Source organism: Paraburkholderia sp. JHI2823 (assembly GCF_038900695.1).
In the GTDB taxonomy this organism is placed as follows: domain Bacteria; phylum Pseudomonadota; class Gammaproteobacteria; order Burkholderiales; family Burkholderiaceae; genus Paraburkholderia; species Paraburkholderia mimosarum.
Genome location: NZ_JAYMRY010000026.1, coordinates 83,607 through 98,693, shown reverse-complemented (window position 1 = coordinate 98,693; position 15,087 = coordinate 83,607). Strand labels below are relative to the sequence as shown.

The 15,087-nt window shown below is 59.8% G+C and carries 17 protein-coding genes; 9 read left to right on the top strand and 8 right to left on the bottom strand.

Annotated features, from left to right (window positions below):
• Window positions 1-44: 44 nt before the first annotated feature.
• Window positions 45-734: an IS6 family transposase gene (locus VSR34_RS25020; protein ID WP_342963856.1), complete on the bottom strand. Its 690-nt coding sequence runs from the start codon at window positions 732-734 to the stop codon at window positions 45-47.
• A gap of 637 nt (window positions 735-1,371) precedes the next feature.
• Between VSR34_RS25020 and VSR34_RS25015 the strand changes: the two genes are divergently transcribed.
• From VSR34_RS25015 to VSR34_RS25000, 4 genes are all read left to right on the top strand, one after another.
• On the top strand, window positions 1,372-1,611 hold the full coding sequence (locus VSR34_RS25015; RefSeq protein WP_342963837.1) for a hypothetical protein: 240 nt from the start codon (window positions 1,372-1,374) through the stop codon (window positions 1,609-1,611).
• A 122-nt stretch (window positions 1,612-1,733) separates the two neighbouring features.
• Window positions 1,734-2,156, top strand: coding sequence for a hypothetical protein (locus VSR34_RS25010; RefSeq protein WP_342963836.1), 423 nt, complete (start codon window positions 1,734-1,736; stop codon window positions 2,154-2,156).
• 378 nt (window positions 2,157-2,534) lie between these two features.
• Window positions 2,535-2,804, top strand: coding sequence for a hypothetical protein (locus tag VSR34_RS25005; RefSeq protein ID WP_342963835.1), 270 nt, complete (start codon window positions 2,535-2,537; stop codon window positions 2,802-2,804).
• A gap of 227 nt (window positions 2,805-3,031) precedes the next feature.
• Window positions 3,032-3,229, top strand: coding sequence for a hypothetical protein (locus VSR34_RS25000; protein WP_342963855.1), 198 nt, complete (start codon window positions 3,032-3,034; stop codon window positions 3,227-3,229).
• A gap of 315 nt (window positions 3,230-3,544) precedes the next feature.
• On the opposite strand, the gene VSR34_RS24995 is transcribed toward VSR34_RS25000, so the two are convergent.
• Both VSR34_RS24995 and VSR34_RS24990 read right to left on the bottom strand, forming a co-directional pair.
• Complete coding sequence (locus VSR34_RS24995) at window positions 3,545-3,829, bottom strand: hypothetical protein (RefSeq protein WP_342963854.1); 285 nt, start codon at window positions 3,827-3,829, stop codon at window positions 3,545-3,547.
• A gap of 209 nt (window positions 3,830-4,038) precedes the next feature.
• The gene (locus tag VSR34_RS24990; protein WP_342963853.1) at window positions 4,039-4,326 is read right to left on the bottom strand and encodes a hypothetical protein; all 288 of its coding nucleotides are present in this window, start codon (window positions 4,324-4,326) and stop codon (window positions 4,039-4,041) included.
• A gap of 366 nt (window positions 4,327-4,692) precedes the next feature.
• Between VSR34_RS24990 and VSR34_RS24985 the strand changes: the two genes are divergently transcribed.
• Both VSR34_RS24985 and VSR34_RS24980 read left to right on the top strand, forming a co-directional pair.
• Window positions 4,693-4,977: a hypothetical protein gene (locus tag VSR34_RS24985; RefSeq protein WP_342963834.1), complete on the top strand. Its 285-nt coding sequence runs from the start codon at window positions 4,693-4,695 to the stop codon at window positions 4,975-4,977.
• Window positions 4,978-5,111: 134 nt separating this feature from the next.
• Window positions 5,112-6,185 carry a trypsin-like peptidase domain-containing protein gene (locus VSR34_RS24980; protein ID WP_342963833.1) on the top strand — a complete coding sequence of 358 codons (1,074 nt, stop codon included), beginning with the start codon at window positions 5,112-5,114 and terminating at the stop codon, window positions 6,183-6,185.
• 1,584 nt (window positions 6,186-7,769) lie between these two features.
• Here VSR34_RS24980 and VSR34_RS24975 read toward each other — a convergent pair.
• Complete coding sequence (locus VSR34_RS24975) at window positions 7,770-8,894, bottom strand: J domain-containing protein (RefSeq protein ID WP_342963832.1); 1,125 nt, start codon at window positions 8,892-8,894, stop codon at window positions 7,770-7,772.
• A 915-nt stretch (window positions 8,895-9,809) separates the two neighbouring features.
• Between VSR34_RS24975 and phbB the strand changes: the two genes are divergently transcribed.
• From phbB to VSR34_RS24960, 3 genes are all read left to right on the top strand, one after another.
• Complete coding sequence (phbB, locus tag VSR34_RS24970) at window positions 9,810-10,553, top strand: acetoacetyl-CoA reductase (protein WP_342963831.1); 744 nt, start codon at window positions 9,810-9,812, stop codon at window positions 10,551-10,553.
• A gap of 556 nt (window positions 10,554-11,109) precedes the next feature.
• Window positions 11,110-11,382 (top strand): hypothetical protein, encoded by a 273-nt coding sequence (locus tag VSR34_RS24965; protein WP_342963830.1) that lies wholly within the window; start codon window positions 11,110-11,112, stop codon window positions 11,380-11,382.
• 16 nt (window positions 11,383-11,398) lie between these two features.
• Entirely contained in the window at window positions 11,399-11,617 is a 219-nt protein-coding gene (locus tag VSR34_RS24960) for a hypothetical protein (protein WP_028233058.1), read from the top strand.
• 93 nt (window positions 11,618-11,710) lie between these two features.
• On the opposite strand, the gene VSR34_RS24955 is transcribed toward VSR34_RS24960, so the two are convergent.
• The 4 genes from VSR34_RS24955 to VSR34_RS24940 are packed head-to-tail and all read right to left on the bottom strand — an operon-like array spanning window position 11,711 to window position 15,069.
• Window positions 11,711-12,553 (bottom strand): ABC transporter ATP-binding protein, encoded by an 843-nt coding sequence (locus tag VSR34_RS24955; protein ID WP_342963829.1) that lies wholly within the window; start codon window positions 12,551-12,553, stop codon window positions 11,711-11,713.
• The gene (locus VSR34_RS24950) at window positions 12,550-13,407 is read right to left on the bottom strand and encodes an ABC transporter permease (protein WP_342963828.1); all 858 of its coding nucleotides are present in this window, start codon (window positions 13,405-13,407) and stop codon (window positions 12,550-12,552) included. The genes VSR34_RS24955 and VSR34_RS24950 overlap by 4 nt, the downstream gene beginning before the upstream one ends.
• A complete protein-coding gene (locus tag VSR34_RS24945; protein WP_051391200.1) occupies window positions 13,394-14,299 on the bottom strand; it encodes a hypothetical protein in 906 nt (301 codons plus the stop codon). Before VSR34_RS24945 ends, VSR34_RS24950 begins: the two co-directional genes overlap by 14 nt.
• Window positions 14,287-15,069, bottom strand: coding sequence for an N-acyl homoserine lactonase family protein (locus tag VSR34_RS24940; protein ID WP_028215074.1), 783 nt, complete (start codon window positions 15,067-15,069; stop codon window positions 14,287-14,289). Before VSR34_RS24940 ends, VSR34_RS24945 begins: the two co-directional genes overlap by 13 nt.
• Window positions 15,070-15,087: the final 18 nt, after the last annotated feature.

Genomic DNA, 15,087 nt, shown 5'->3' with positions numbered 1-15,087 from the left:
GATAAGGAAGTCGAGTCAAAAAAATCCGAGATGATGAGGAATACTTATGCAGCCAACGAGTAGAACTGCTGGGCGGGAGTTAGCGCGATGCCGCCGTCTTTCATCTGGCCTTTGACGATCATGTGCATGAACTCGATGCCGCCGACTATGATGCGTGCACATCGAAAACTCTTGAACCCCAGCATCGGCCGGGTGCGACGCTTGATGGCACGGTGATCCTGCTCGATGACATTGTTCAGGAACTTCTTCTGGCGGATCCTGATCGGCGTCTCACGTTCAACATTGAGCGCCTGTAGCGCCGCCAGATTTGATCCGCTCTTATCAATCGTCACGGTCTCCGGCTCGCCGTTCTGCGCGATCGCCTTTTCGAAGTAGCGCCGGGCCGCAACCTTGTCACGATGGGCTCGCAGCAGGAAATCGATCGTGTTGCCAGTCTTGTCCACGGCGCGATACAGATATTTCCATTCGCCCCTGACCCGAATGTACGTTTCGTCCAAACGCCAACTCTTGCCGACTGCCCGCTTGCAGCGCCGGAACGCTTTCTCCAGCACCGGCAACAGTTTGAGCGCCCAGCGATGCACTGTCGAATGGTCAACCGAATTTCCCCGCTCGGCCATCATCTGCTCGAGGTGGCGCAGACTTAACGGATACGCAACGTACCAGCGCACGCACAGAAGGATTACATCAAGCGGATAGTGCAGGCGCTTGAGCACCTTCGCTACAGCCGGATTCAGGCTCTGCGTTACAAGTTGCGTGTGTTCGCTGGGCCACGTGTCCGCGGCCCAGCGATTTACGTCCTTTTCTTGGCGACAACTTCGTTCGCAGCCCGCGAATGAACCGTGCTGAACGGCTTTGCCGGCACTGACGGCTTCTTGGGCTGCTTGGGTTTTTTCGCTTCGCGAGTGCTGCGTAATTGACTCTTGGCCATCGTATTGCTCCTGGTGCGTTACGTGACAAGTTGGCATTCCCAGCATACGCGCTTAGCTTGGTCCCGGCGTGAAAATCAACTGATGTGGAGTGTCGCTACGCGGAAAGCTGACAGAGTTGGCCGGTTGGGAGTGGCAGCTACAGGAGAAATGTGAAATTCCCTTTCGGGTCGCGCGCTGCCGATGGCTCCCTCGTGAGGCGGGGAAAGCATACGCTCATTGCTAAGGCAGTAACCGGCCACTTGCGGAGGTTCGGCACATTCGCCTGGATCACCGACAATCGGGGCGCATTGATTGACCATATTGGTAGTTGCGGTCCTGATCGTTCCGGTAAGCAGATTTTGACGAGCGTATGGTGGCGCATGCGTGACTACCTAGCCCAATAGTTGCGTAAGCCGTCCAATGCTGACTCATGTTAGGCTCCGATGACGAAAGGGAGGCTTTCATGCACCGAACGATCGCGTACCGCGGCTTCGAGATTCAGGTCGAACTGACTCCGGCTGCTGATGAGGACACCTTTGACGTGACCTTTCAGATAAAAGGGGCCACAAACCTCGAAGTGCTCGGCGTGCGGGGAGGCCGCATCCCGTTGCGCAATGGCCCTTTTACTGAGCGATGGGCCTATCTGGTAGCCGAAATCGCCGGTCAAGCTGCAATCGACGTGTTACTCGGTCCCGTGGACTGATTCCATATTTGTTTCCCGACCCAATGCACTCAGTGATCGCATAGGGGGACGGCCCCTAGCGACTTGCTGCAGGGGACCTGTTGCATTCGGTGACGACGGGCGCAAGCGGAGCAGCCGGGCGAGTGCAGCAAGCCTTGATGCAGAGGTCGGTCAATCTACGGACCGTCTTGCAGGACGTACGGAACGAGTTCAATCAGTTGCGTCTGGCCATCAGTGAAATCGCCGCTGGCAACAGCGATCTTTCGGCGCGCACGGAATCACAGGCCGCGAGTCTGGAAGAGACCGCCACCTCGATGGAGCAGATCAACGGCACGGTGAAACAGAGCGCCGATGCTGCCGAGCGCGGCGCAAGGCTGGCGCATGAAACGTCACAGGTGACACTGCTGGGTACCAGGCGCGCGAAACGCGAGCCGCGCGGCGAACAAAGACAACAGACGCGGTGCCTGTTGCCGGGGACGTCTTGCCCGGCGACGAACGCAGGCCGGATTGGTGGAACGGAACGCGTTTTGGCACCCTGCAATCAGTGGCTGGCGAGTTGGAGGTAACGGTCAAAACAGGAACGTCCGCCTCGGGCGGCACGCAGCATTACGTAGGACGTTGAACCGTCGCAATACGCAATCTGGGAGCGGAGTCTGGGACCTTGGCGAAAGCGTGGGCAACGATGGTCCGCCTGCCAGTGCTGCCCCAGCTTTGGCACCACATTCAAGTGCTGCCTGAATGCAATCTGAAACGCGATTAGATTGCGGACGTGTTGGCCTGAGGGAGGCGGCGGAGTTTGCCGTCCCAATCAATTCCGGAATTTGCCTGCAACTTCAACGATGGTAGCGCGTTCGCTTGCTGCCGGGCAGGATTGAGCACATCATGTGCTTGGGAGGGGGCTTTCGACTGCGCGCCGGCCTTCCCGACTGCCTGCGGGAGGCCTTATGGAAACGCGCCTTGATACCTTCCACGGGTCGCAAATGAAGGCAATCGTCGAAATCCGCCCCACAATTATGGCTGGTCCGAAATACTACATTGTCCAGCCCACTACATACAAAGAATTCTCGGCGGCTGAGCCCCTACGCCCCGCCATGAAGGGGCAGGTGGACTTCCCTTTTGACACCGCAGACGCGGCTTTTTATTCAGCATTCTCGGATTGCAGGCGTGCCATCAGGAATGCGATCAGATTTCGTGGTCTGCAAGAAATCAGCTAGTGCCAGTGTTCCGTGGTCGACATCGGAGGGGGGCCGGACATGAACAAGCGCATCTCAATCTGGTTTTCGTGCTCGCGAGGACATACACAATGACCGCCGGTGAGGATTTGGTGGCGATCGCGAGCGTTGGCGCGTTGCTACGGTCCGCAGAGTTGAAGCGAATCGATATTGGGGGCGGCCTTAAGAATTGCACGCAGGCTGCCGAACCTCTCATGGAGAGAACGACGATGACCCCAGATGATGTGATCTCTGTCTTCGAGCAACTGAATCGCGAAGGTCGCGCCGCGGTCGATCTGGATCATGCCTGCGCGAGCTTTGCAAGATGGCTGGCCAGTGCATGGGATGATCTGGACGCAGCTGACGCTGCGTTGCTGACGTCCGTGGGTGCTGCCCTGTGGCGCGAAGGGTATGCAAGGAAGTACTGAGATGGGCTTGCTTGTGATACAGCCATGACGGCACGCCGCTGACGGCTATGTGACAGGTCGATGGAAATTGGCCACCGCATTCGCCGACAGAGTGAAGGTAGTGGCCGCTCCTGGTCAGAAACGTTATCTGTTATCTGGTGGAGATCTTCTGCAGACTGGCTGGGTTAGACGTGAATCCCGAACTCGCGATACCCGATCGTCCGAGACATCGGGCGCTCCATTGGGTTGATGGTTCTTCATGCTGAAAGATCATCAGCAAATGTGCGCACGAATGGATGTGCTTGCCGTCCACAACGAATGCGCACGTTGGTGCAATCAGAGCGCGGCCAGCAACCGGAGTTGATGTTCGCTTTCGGTCCCGCGAACCAGTGCGTAGGCCCGCATCTGCGCACGCTCAATGAGCAAAATGGCTTCCGAGCCGGAAAAGGCGTTCCACGCGTCGTCCTCGATTGAGGTCGGCAGACCCTGCGCTCTTGCGAACGCCCGCAGAAGAAGGCTTGCCTCCCGGCGCACGACGTGGCGGTCAGCGTTCAGAACGTATGGCAGACAGCCGGCGCGTAAAACGAGGTAGTACGGAATTTCGATGCGATCACTTTGCATGAAGGTGACACCGGTCTGGAACGGGTGTGTACGGTCAGGTTCCCGGTTCGCCACGGGCATCCGCCGCGTTTGCACGAACGAAGGAAATGCGCCTAAGGATGCACAGCGCCAGTGGCCGCATTGTAGAAGCAGCTACGGTCAAGGCGGCATCCAGGAAACGCAATTCGCCGCCAGGCCAAATCGGCTGATGTCACACGCCAGCTGCGCTTTCACATATCGACGACCGAAGAACCGCTCACCTTTCCGTCGATGATGTCCTTTCCGTGCTGCCGGGCGGCACGCCTCGCCATACCGAAGTCGGAGAATGCATTCGCCTGGTTCGGCCTGAAAACACGGCTTGCCCCAGAGGTCGCTATCGCGCCCGGGCGACATATCCGTACTGCAATATCATACCCTTCGGCGTAGCGGGAATGTCCGTCAAAGCGACTGAATGTGCGAGCGAAGACGAGGGGATGAAGTTCGTACCCCCTGTAGAGAAGAAGCGGTTGTGTCGGCATGTTGGTCACTCCAGGGGGAAGGCCCACTATACCTTGATAAGGGAACCGCAGGGCGGCGCCGATACGGTTACCAGAATTGAATTGACCGACGGTGCCGGCGCGCGTATGGTGGTTCACGAGGTCTGCAAAGCAGATCACTGCCTGCATGGTCGTTAATCCTGTTTCGGATGACCTGGCGACGGCTATCAGCATCATTCCTCCTCCACTGCATGTGGCCCCCTTTCGATAACGCTCACCGACGACTGCACGGTCGGGTTGCTTCGCCTCGCTGGTACGGCTCGTCAGGCGCTCCGGATATCGCCTTCGGCCAGGCCGCACAACGATCAAAGAACCGGCTGCGTGCTGCGGCCAAAATGGAGTTACCTGATGACAACCATTCGCCGTTATCGAGGTCTCGATATTTCCCTGCTCGTATATCCCCATCGCGCGACCCAGGCAGGATTTGGCCACAATTACGAGGACGGATTCGATGCGTCGATCCGTATCAGCGAACCCGATTCCGGGATTGACAACTCCCGTAGTCGCCTCTTCCGTGTGCCCGGCAAGCATCCTTTCGCAAATACCGGCGACGCGAGGCGCGCGTGCGTGGCCTATGCCGAAATGTTGATTGACGGTCACGGGTTTGATCGCACGATAGGTGTGCCCGCCTGAGTGGCCCAGCCAAGCAGGCCATGCGCCGGAACGCGCTCGCGGACTTCCGAACAGGACGTCCTTGCGCAATTCGGTCTCAGTCGTGATTCGCGACGCCACCACGCCTTGAGATCACGATCGAGTCAGGAGTGACCATGGATTCTCGCTTCACCGGGATGAAAGACAGCGCTGGAAAGAGTGACGATGCGCTCGAATTCCATCGTAGTTCTAACGGTGATAGATGGCTTTTGTGCCGCCGCGAGCCGAAGGCTCCCATCGTGCGCCATGTGTCGAACGCGGCTTCGGGGGGCACCGTATCGGAGTTGGCGGTTGGCGCGTTTCTGTCGTCGGAGAGCTACGGCCCCGAGCACGAAGCGCTGCTTGAACTCGTCGCCGGGTCGATTCTGCCCGCGAGTGGGCCGGCTCAACCAGACAGCGGGCCTGTTGCCTTGGTGCCAGACCCTGGCGATCGTCCGGAATCGCACACGCAGGTCGGCGCGGATGCGCTGCTGCTCGCCGTGACGCGTGTATGTACGTTTGCGCAGGAACGTCGGTTGACCAATGCCAGTGGCTTCTTTTTCCAGCAGGGAACACGTCTCTTTCTCGTCACCAGTCGGCACGTCATGATCGACGTGTCCGGTGAACATTTCCCCGACCGGCTCGAGATCGAGTTTCATGTCGACGCGCAGAACCTGGCCGCCGCGACGTGGATGTCCATTCCGTTGTACACCGCGGGACATCCTCTCTGGCGTCAGGGAACGGATGACGGCGGCGAGATCGACGTAGCGGTAATCGAACTCGACAGGGGCGCGTTGCCTGCCGGCGCAAAGTTCCAGGCCTTCGGCCCCGGTCATCTGCCGCGCCCAGGTGATGCAATGCCGATTGGGGCATCGCTGCTGATCGTCGGCTTCCCGCTCGGGTTCCACGATTCGCTGCACCACCTGCCTGTCGTTCGGCAAGGCGTTCTGGCTTCGGCGTTCGGCCTGCGCTTTCAGGGCAAGGGCTGCTTCGTCACCGATGCAAGAACTCACCGCGGCACCAGTGGCGCACCGGTCGTCCTGAAAGCGCCATCGGAAGGCAGAAGAACGCCTGACGAACTGCCGTGGCTGCTTTTAGGCGTTCATTCTTCGAGCATTGACATGGGCGGCCGGGATGAGCAGATGGACGAAACGCTCGGACTGAACAGCGCATGGTATGCAGATATTTTGATGGTGTTGACGGCTCACTAGCACGCCATCTTGCCCGTCTGCCGCCGTAAGGCCCGCCGCCCGTTCACTTTTTCCAGCAGGCGCAACGGCCGCATCGAATTCCGCGCCTTATGCATCGTTGCGGCGATTGCCACCACAGATTCCTTTGCCCACTTCGAACGCGGAGCAGGCTGCCCCACTGAAACGCCAGAGGCTATATGTCCCCACTCCTGGAATTCCTTGCAACGCTGCCACAATTTCATGCCGACCGCCTGGCTTGCAGAGTTATCCATATTGGTACGGGATGTGTGCTTTCCATCGTCGATGACAACCTGTCGCCTCCTGCCTCGATGTTGAGCGCCAGTTGGCCTGGGCAACCGGAGAACCAAGCCCACAGGCTCGAAGGCCTCGATGCAATAAATTTCTACATGCGGGAAGCAAGAGTGTACGGGGCAGAATCTGCGTCGATAAATCGTGCTGTTGCCACCCTTGATCACGCAATGGGCGGATCGACCGCGTTTTCTGCGGCAGTCAAGTCACGGGATAGTTTTATGGGTGTCCCGCGCAACAAATAGATGGAGATTCGCTTCTCATGTCGCAACGGTGACAGATCCATCGCGGTCTACATCGACCGGCTCTCAATTCGATGACCTTTGTGACCATACGGGCGCTCACCGGGAGGCCGACGCTGCGACTGGTTGAGAAGGGATCGTCTGCTGCCGGCTGCCGCTTGCAAGCGGTGCCGACCCGCGGGTAGTAGAAGCCGGGGCCGCCATGGGTGCGGTGCGAGTGCGCGAATCCCAATGGAACTGATAACTTTTCTTATCGGTCCATCGGCAAAACTCGACTAAACTGGCGTGCATGAAAACACGCGAGACCAAACCCGCCAGTTTCCCCGACGACGCCGAACTGGCCGCGCTGCGCGCGTGTTTCCAACTTTACTTCGCAAAACGGAACATCTTCCGCACACGTGGCCGGCGTTGGTGAAGATGGGCATTCGATCATCCACGCTCCGCCCGAGAATGTTGCCCTGTACCTGAAAAACATCGACATGCTGTGGCAACTCGGCGTGGGACCCAGATCGCAAACAAGCTAGATCGGGCGCAACACGACGGTCGTCGTAGATCGCTCTTGGTGAGCACCGTGTTGCGTCGTCTGGTAATGCTCGACGCAACAAACTTCCGGTTGGGGATGCGCAACGGGGAACTCGTTAAAAAGGCCATATCCTGTGGATAACTCGGCCGCCTTCCCCGTTGAAATATAACAAAACCTGAAAAACCAAACCCACGCAACACCCTGCCGTAGGTACCAAGATTCGTTTTTTTTGTGTTGTAGTGGCTAAGTTGAAATGTCCGCTTTTAGCCAAGTTCAAATGTCCGCTTTCGAGTTGCCCGTAGGCTGAGCGGCCGCTGGAGGTCCAGCGCCGGAGCTGCGATGGCTGCAACGTTGCGACAATAAATGTGTCACTCCACGACCTCCTGACTCGTTGAGGGCCGCAAAGCCCTGCAGGGCGAGGGTTCAGCCATCGCGAAATAATTCTGCCACCGAAAAGCGGCAGTACGCCCTGTGCCACCACATCTTTTGCCCCACTTTCTGGCTCGCCTGCCGTTGGACACATTTTCAATGTCAAACCGGCATAAAGTCGAAGTCTGGGGCAACGCTCACGAGCTTGCAGCGCTTCAGCCAGAGCTTCAGATTCTTGAGATCTTCCAATGCGAGGAGATCTTGCTCAAGGGTTTGGATGTTCAGTTGAAGCGCCTTGAGATCGCCCGCGAGGTTGCGCAGGACCGTATCCGGAGAAACAGGTTCGAACGGATCGATTCCGTTGGCGTGACGAAAGGCCGACTCGACATGAAGGATCTCCTGGTCGAGTTCACGGATCTGTTCCTTCAGGACCACGTTGTAATGTTTCAGCCGCTCCTCGCTCATGCTGTTCAGGGCGTGCTGATCGATATGCTCGAGCTCCAGTTGCAATTCCAGCAACTGCAGCAGGTTGTTCTTCTGGTAGGCCTCGTTGACGCGCTGCATCAGCTGGGTTTTCCGCTCCCGCTCCTGCGGATCGGTTTCGCGATCCGGATGCAGCTCGCTGGCGAGTTTGCGGTAGACCTCGCGAATGGACAGGTTGATCTTCGACTGCTGCTCCTGTACCCGCGCTTCGGCGGCCTGTTGCCGGGATGATTTCTTCCGCTTTGCGCGCCGGGCATCCCGTTCTGCATTCTGGGCATCCCACTCCGTCTGCGCTTGCTGGAAATGAGCTCCAGCACGTTCCAGCAGGTCTTCCGGCGAACTCAGGTCGAGATCGTCCCCCAGATCGACACCGAAGACCGTCTCGAACATGAATTTCATTTCACCGACCTCAGTGGCCACCTCGCTGTCGTAGCTGGTGGGGCTGTATTTGTCGTAGATGGCTTTGAGACCTTCTCCTTCGTCATCGCCTTCGCCGATCAGGTCTCCTGCCAGATCAACGATCACAAGTGCAACCTTTCGGCGTTCGGCTTTGGTCAATCGATCGTAGGCACGGTCCAGGCAATGCACCATCCGGATCTGCAGCGCAGACGATTTCTGTTCAAGCGGGAGAAGTTCGTTGACGTACTGCTGCTGGAAGACGGGCGTAACCGATTCCCAGGCGCGAAGCCGCTTGCGTCGTTTCTCGATCTGCCTGATTGCCGAGTTGAACGCTTTTTGCCCTTTCGACAGGGCTGCCTTGTTGTGATCGTGAGCAACGGCGACGGACCGTGATGTCCTGATCATGGGAAATTTCCACAGAAGGCGAGTGAAGGCAATGAGTGCACGCATTTTACCCCGACGGCCCGACGTGCGAATCGATCCGTCGATCGGCACGGACACGAACTTACATGCGGCCCTCTCGCTACCCCCTATTAGCGAGATAGCCGCGTTTCCTGTCCAAACATGCCGCCGGAGAAACAAGTCACTCCGACCGACACGTCGTTGCCTATACTGAAGAGATGCCCGAATGCTTCCAGGCCATCGTTGTTTCCCGGCCACCTTCCTCTGAAGTTTTCTCCAGAAATGCGACGCACAACACGACCATAAAGATAAGTTTTCTTATCCTAATGCATTCATTGATGCGCTAAACTCTTCGGGCGACGAGTCTGGCGACATAGTCACTATCGTCCGGCGCCAGTGCCCCCGCGCCAGAGAGACCGTTGAGAAAGATTCGCGCGATCTCCTGCTTCTGCTCGACCCTCGCGCACGCCGCTCCGGCATCCTGATCATCTGCCAGACTGGCTCCAGCCGGCGGACGCAGCATTCCGTCAATCAGATACGCTATCGGCCACGTCCGGTAAGCAGCAAGCCCATCCCCACGCGAGAGCGTGCCAATGCCCGGCGCTGTCGGCACGCCCGTGGCTGCATCGGCATTCTCCCGGTCCTTGCGTCGCGTCGTGAAGCCCGTTCGCCAGTGCGCGATCACCTCTCAACAAGGGTTTCTCCGGGGGCGTCAGAGCAGTTTCATTCAAGGCATTGCGCACGTCCTGCCACACAATCGATAACAAACTTTCCTCTGGCGCCCACGCAGGCCTCTGCTGTGCTCTGCGCTGCCTGTCGCGCCCGGGCGGGACGGCATGGTGGCGATGAATGTGACTCCTGTCATCCGGGAGCAGCAACAATATTTTGATACGTAGCTCACTCGCACGGAGATGTAGGATGACTAATCGAATTGCAATTGTAACTGGCGGATTGGGTGGCCTCGGAGAGGCGATCAGCGTCAGGCTCCATGCCGCGGGATACCGGGTGGTGGTTACGCACTCACCAAACAACTCCGGAGTCGATGACTGGCTGACTCGAATGAAGGCCGATGGTCGTGTGTTCCAGGTCTATCCGGTCGACGTTGCCGATTACGATTCCTGCCAGCATTGCGTCGCGAGAATCCAGCACGAGGTCGGTCCGATCGATATTCTCGTGAACAATGCCGGGATCACGCGTGACATGACACTCAGGAAACTCGACAAGGTGAACTGGGACGCGGTCATCAGCACCAACCTCAATTCCGTCTTCAACATGGTAAAGCCAGTATGCGACGGCATGGTCGAGCGGGGGTGGGGACGAATCATCAATATTTCATCGGTGAATGGCTCGAAGGGCTCCGTGGGGCAGACCAACTATGCAGCGGCCAAGGCAGGCATGCACGGCTTCACCAAGTCACTCGCGCTTGAAGTTGCCCGTAAGGGCGTGACTGTCAACACGATTTCACCCGGATACCTGGCGACGAAAATGGTGACTGCAATCCCGCAAGAGATCCTCGATACGAAGATCCTGCCGCAGATACCGGCGGGCCGCCTCGGCAAACCCGAGGAAGTGGCGGGCCTTGTTGCCTATCTGTGCTCCGAAGAGGCCGGTTTCGTGACCGGCGCGAACATCGCCATCAATGGCGGTCAACATATGCAATAACAACGGGCGCTGGCCTCGATGTCACGCCAGACATCCAGGTCGCCTTTCCAATGTCGCGCACGCCCGTACGGCGTCGCGCCATTCCAGTACGCCCAGCGTACGGGCACAGTCACGTTTGTTCATTTTGGGGTTGAGATCGATGAAACATGGATGGGTCTTGCGATCGGGGTATCGATACTCGCCGTTGCTTTGCCCATGGCGCTTGGCCGCCTACTGGCGCGAAAAGGATCGTGCGAAGACACTTTGCAATCTCGGGCAGGAGCATATGGTTGATCCGGGCGACGGCCAGAACGTCGTCTCCCGCACCGGTCAGCACGCAACGGCACGCTCCTGACGATGTGTGGAACGTGCCCGCGGCCTTGCGCACGGAGGCTCTGGCTGGCAAACGCGCCAGAGGGGCGGGGAATGCGCAGTTCAAACGACTCAAAAATCACGCAGGCCCGCAGGCCCCTATACCGGGTGGTGCATTTCGGCAACTGTCTCGGGGCGGTAGGTTGCCCGGGGTACCCATGGGACAACGCGCGCCCATTCTGGGCAATCTCGCATAAGAAATAGCATGACAGCTCACTTTCAGGAAACGCTGGCAGTCGGCCAGCGGGAACTCAGCGTCCGCGCCGAGATTAACAACATGCGCGTTGCGGCGCTCTGGCAGGTGCTCCTGCCGATCGCTGGGGAGATCAGGAGCGTGAAGATATCGACTGCACAGACTCAGGATTTGGTCGACTTCGCCATTTCGATTGACTGTATGCCGTTTTCGGCACTGTGCACGATAGTGGACAGGCTCGGAAGCATGACGTGGGTGACGAGCGCCAAGGTGACGCCGGACTGATAAGGCGATTGGCCAAATGGACGAAGTGACGCAACAGACCGCCGCGCTCGTGGAACAGGCCGCTGCGGCAGCGGGCAGCATGCAGGACCAGGCGCGCCGGCTGGTCGACGAACACTTCGAGACGACGCTGCAATCGATTAACAGTTCCAATCCTTTGCGCGCCGGCTGCCGGTCGGCGCAACGAAGGCACCCCCTCTCGCTATCTGGACCGGTCTCGAATACATGCTCAACGTGAAAGCCATTGAACGCATCGGGGACCAGGTGCGACCGACGTCGCTGGCACGCTTCGCGCCGCACGCGTGAGCGTGCGGCGAGCTAGCCGAAGGGCTCAGACCGCTGAGCGCGTGAGTTGCTCCAGCGTAGCGAGATCGGTCTTCATGCCCGACGTCTCGCGAATGCGTGCCAGTATCTCACGTTTGAGCGCGGTGAATTCGGGCGCGAGCTTCATCTCCGGATTGCGCACGGCGGGCAACGGCACGTCGTAGATCGTGTCGATGCGCCCCGGCCGCGGCGCCATCAGCACGACTCGATGGCCTAGATAGATGGCCTCTTCCACGTCGTGCGTGACGAACACGATGGTGGTCTTCTCAAGTGCGTGAACATGCAGGATCAGGTCGTGCATCACTTCGCGGGTCTGGGCGTCGAGCGCGCCGAACGGCTCGTCCATCAGCAGGATCGACGGTTTTCCCTGCAATGCACGGGCAATTGCCACTCGCTGCTGCATGCCACCCGACAACTGGTTCGGATACGCGTCGGCGACATGCGTGAGCCCCATCAAGCTCAGCAGCGCGTCCGCGCGCCCGCTCGCCACTTCCACCGCACTCGAAGTGAGATCGCGCCGGTTGGTCTTGAGCCGCCGCGAGAACTGGATGTTCTGGCGAACCGTCAGCCATGGGTACAGGCTGTAGTGCTGGAACACCATTGCGCGGTCCACGCCGGGGCCGTCGATCGCCTGACCACCGACGCGTATCGTGCCATCGTCGATCGTTTCGAGCCCGCTGAGGATGCGCAGCAAGGTGGATTTGCCGCAGCCCGACGCGCCCACCAGCGTGACGAACTCGTTCTCCCTCACGTTCAGTTCGATGTTGGCAAGCGCGCGCACCTGGTCGCTGCCGCCGCCAAAGTACTTCGATACCCGCTCGATGGAGATTTTCGGGGAAGCGTTCATCATCGTTTGGCCATCCATTTTCCAAAGCAAAGACGGTGTACGAGCCGGAATGCCTGATCGATCAGAAGGCCGATAAGGCCGATCAGCAGGATCCCACCGAAAATGCGGTCCGTCTGCAAATAGCGTTGTGCCTTGAGAATCGCGTAGCCGAGGCCCGAGTTGGCCGCCACGAGTTCCGCGACCACGAGGTAGGTCCAGGCCCATCCCATGGTGATGCGCAGCGTGTCCAGGATGGCCGGACGTGACGACGGGAAGATCACGAGACGGATCATTTCCTCGCGCGTCGCACCCATCGTCAGTGCGGCTTCGATCTGCGCGATGGGCACCGCGCGCACGTTCTCGGCGATCATCAGCACCATCTGGAAGAACGTGCCGATGAAGATGATCGCGATCTTCGAGCCTTCGTCGATGCCGATCCACAACATCACGAGCGGAATGAACGCAACCGCGGGCATGTAGCGGATGAAGTCGGTGAGCGGTTCGAGCAGCGCCTGCACTGGGCGAAACGTGCCGATCAGCAGGCCGAGCGGCAGCGCGAACACTACCGAAAGCGCCCAGCCGCCCACCACGCGGTAGACGCTGATGCAGATGTCGTCGGCGAGCCCGTCGTCGGTCCACCAGCTCGCGAGCCGGTGCAAGACGGCGCCCGGGCCCGGCATGAAGGTCGGATCGACGAGCCCGGAGAGCGACAGCGCCCACCAGGCGAGGAGCGGCACGATCAGCCCAGTCGAGGCGAAGCCGATATAGGCGCGGCTACTGATTTCGCCGCGCACGGCCCATAGCGGCGCACACCGGGTTTTGGTCTCGGCTCGTGGGGCCAGCATGTTGCCAGCGCTCGCGCGTTCAGTCGTCGACATGGTTGCTCCTTGAGTTACTGACCCGATAGGGTTCGGCAATTTCGATATCGGCGTCGAGCCGGAAGGGCAAGGTGCCCCCCTCGCGCCACGGGTGCGTCGACAAGGCAATGACGGGAAGCGCGCCAGCGGATGCCGCAACGTGCGCGAGCGATATTTCAAAATCGAGAAGCGCGCGGGCTTGTTCGAGCGAAACGGACGGATCGCCGACAACCTGCGCCAGCGTACGTCCGCGATGCGGTGCAAGCCACGCCGTCGCGCGGGAAGTCCGGCCGCGCGCAAACATGAAGAAGCGCCCGGCGCGGGCCAGAAAGCTCATGGGCCTGTCATCGGGCCCGTACTCCGCTGCCGCTCCGTGCACTGCGCCCGCAGCGAGCACTGCCTCGTGCGGGAGGCGCGCCGCCCACGTCGGGCCAACGGAAGCCGGCTCGCGTTCCCAGCGCTCGTGATAAGGCGCGTCCGCACCGCTTTCGAGCAGTATGTCGGGCGACTCGAATTGCATCGTGCCGATATCGCGCGTGCCCGCCGGCGGGCTGAAGTCGATCTGCCGATGCCATGTGCAAACCTCGGGCGTACCTGCCTGAACCTCGGTGAAACCGGCGAAGCCTTGCTGTCGCGCCAGTTCGACCAGCCCGTCTCGCGGCATGGCATCGAGGCTGCTCACGTCATCGAAAGCGGTTCGGTCCGCACTCACGCGCAGGTCCACATGCACACGCGCCGTCTGCAGCCAGAAGACGCGCGTCGTACGGTCCTCGTGCCCCGCTGCGTTGCGCAACAGCGTGCGCCGCCATACGCCATGATAGGGCTGTGGCACGCGCTCGGCTTCGGCGGGCCGGTCGAGCCACGCACCGGCGTCGACGCCCTCCAGTTCCGCCTGATTCGTCAGCAATGCCATGCGCTTGCTCCAGCTACGCTGTGCCAAAAAGCAATATCGTGATTGGGCCACACCGCCGCGCCAGTCTCGCGCGCCAGCGTCTTGAGCTTGCGGATGCTTTCGAGCGCAAGGTCTTCGCGTTCCATCCAGCACAAACCGGGTGCAATCTCTTCGTCGAGGTTCTCGGTCAGGTCAGCGGCATCACCGGCCAGAATCACCGGCCGCCCCTGTGGCAGCTCGATCCAGAGCGACATGTGCCCGGCCGTGTGCCCGGGCGTGTTGATCGCGCGCACGCCGGGGGCGAGGTCATACTCTTCGCGCTGGATACGCCAGCGATAATCGCCGGCAAAATCGGCCTGAAAGTAGCCGTGGTCAGCCTGCTCGCGCGCTGCCGCCAGTTCATCCGCATGCACGTGGATATCGCACCCGCAAACATCGCAGAGCCCGCCCGCATGGTCGAAATGCAGATGGCCGACCACCACGACATCCACGTCGGCAGGCTGCAAGCCCAGCCGCGCGAGATGGCCAGGAATGCGCTGCTCCTCCGACATTTGCGGCACCGGCAGCGGCGCGTCGTCAGTCTCGTAATAGCGCGCGCGCAACTCGGGATTCGCGATCTTGTTGTAATCGCACCCGACGTCATAGAGGATGCGCCCATTGCGCGTCTCGATGAGGTACGCAAGGATAGGTGCCTCGATCTCGACGCCCACGCCACGATTGCGCGTCGATACCGACTTGTCGTAACGGTGCATCGCGGTCAGCAAGGGCCACATTCGCAGTACCTGCGTCATGTTCGGTTGGCTCCGTTT

Excerpts from the sequence above, each read along its gene's own strand:
- VSR34_RS24950 (WP_342963828.1), bottom strand. The coding sequence starts at position 13,407 with ATGTCGACGACTGAACGCGCGAGCGCTGGCAACATGCTGGCCCCACGA.
- VSR34_RS24945 (WP_051391200.1), bottom strand. The coding sequence starts at position 14,299 with ATGGCATTGCTGACGAATCAGGCGGAACTGGAGGGCGTCGACGCCGGT.
- VSR34_RS25005 (WP_342963835.1), top strand. The coding sequence starts at position 2,535 with ATGGAAACGCGCCTTGATACCTTCCACGGGTCGCAAATGAAGGCAATC.
- VSR34_RS24960 (WP_028233058.1), top strand. The coding sequence starts at position 11,399 with ATGGACGAAGTGACGCAACAGACCGCCGCGCTCGTGGAACAGGCCGCT.
- VSR34_RS24940 (WP_028215074.1), bottom strand. The coding sequence starts at position 15,069 with ATGACGCAGGTACTGCGAATGTGGCCCTTGCTGACCGCGATGCACCGT.
- VSR34_RS24990 (WP_342963853.1), bottom strand. The coding sequence starts at position 4,326 with ATGCCGACACAACCGCTTCTTCTCTACAGGGGGTACGAACTTCATCCC.
- VSR34_RS24995 (WP_342963854.1), bottom strand. The coding sequence starts at position 3,829 with ATGCAAAGTGATCGCATCGAAATTCCGTACTACCTCGTTTTACGCGCC.
- VSR34_RS24955 (WP_342963829.1), bottom strand. The coding sequence starts at position 12,553 with ATGATGAACGCTTCCCCGAAAATCTCCATCGAGCGGGTATCGAAGTAC.
- VSR34_RS25015 (WP_342963837.1), top strand. The coding sequence starts at position 1,372 with ATGCACCGAACGATCGCGTACCGCGGCTTCGAGATTCAGGTCGAACTG.
- phbB (WP_342963831.1), top strand. The coding sequence starts at position 9,810 with ATGACTAATCGAATTGCAATTGTAACTGGCGGATTGGGTGGCCTCGGA.
- VSR34_RS25000 (WP_342963855.1), top strand. The coding sequence starts at position 3,032 with ATGACCCCAGATGATGTGATCTCTGTCTTCGAGCAACTGAATCGCGAA.
- VSR34_RS24975 (WP_342963832.1), bottom strand. The coding sequence starts at position 8,894 with ATGATCAGGACATCACGGTCCGTCGCCGTTGCTCACGATCACAACAAG.
- VSR34_RS24965 (WP_342963830.1), top strand. The coding sequence starts at position 11,110 with ATGACAGCTCACTTTCAGGAAACGCTGGCAGTCGGCCAGCGGGAACTC.
- VSR34_RS24985 (WP_342963834.1), top strand. The coding sequence starts at position 4,693 with ATGACAACCATTCGCCGTTATCGAGGTCTCGATATTTCCCTGCTCGTA.
- VSR34_RS24980 (WP_342963833.1), top strand. The coding sequence starts at position 5,112 with ATGGATTCTCGCTTCACCGGGATGAAAGACAGCGCTGGAAAGAGTGAC.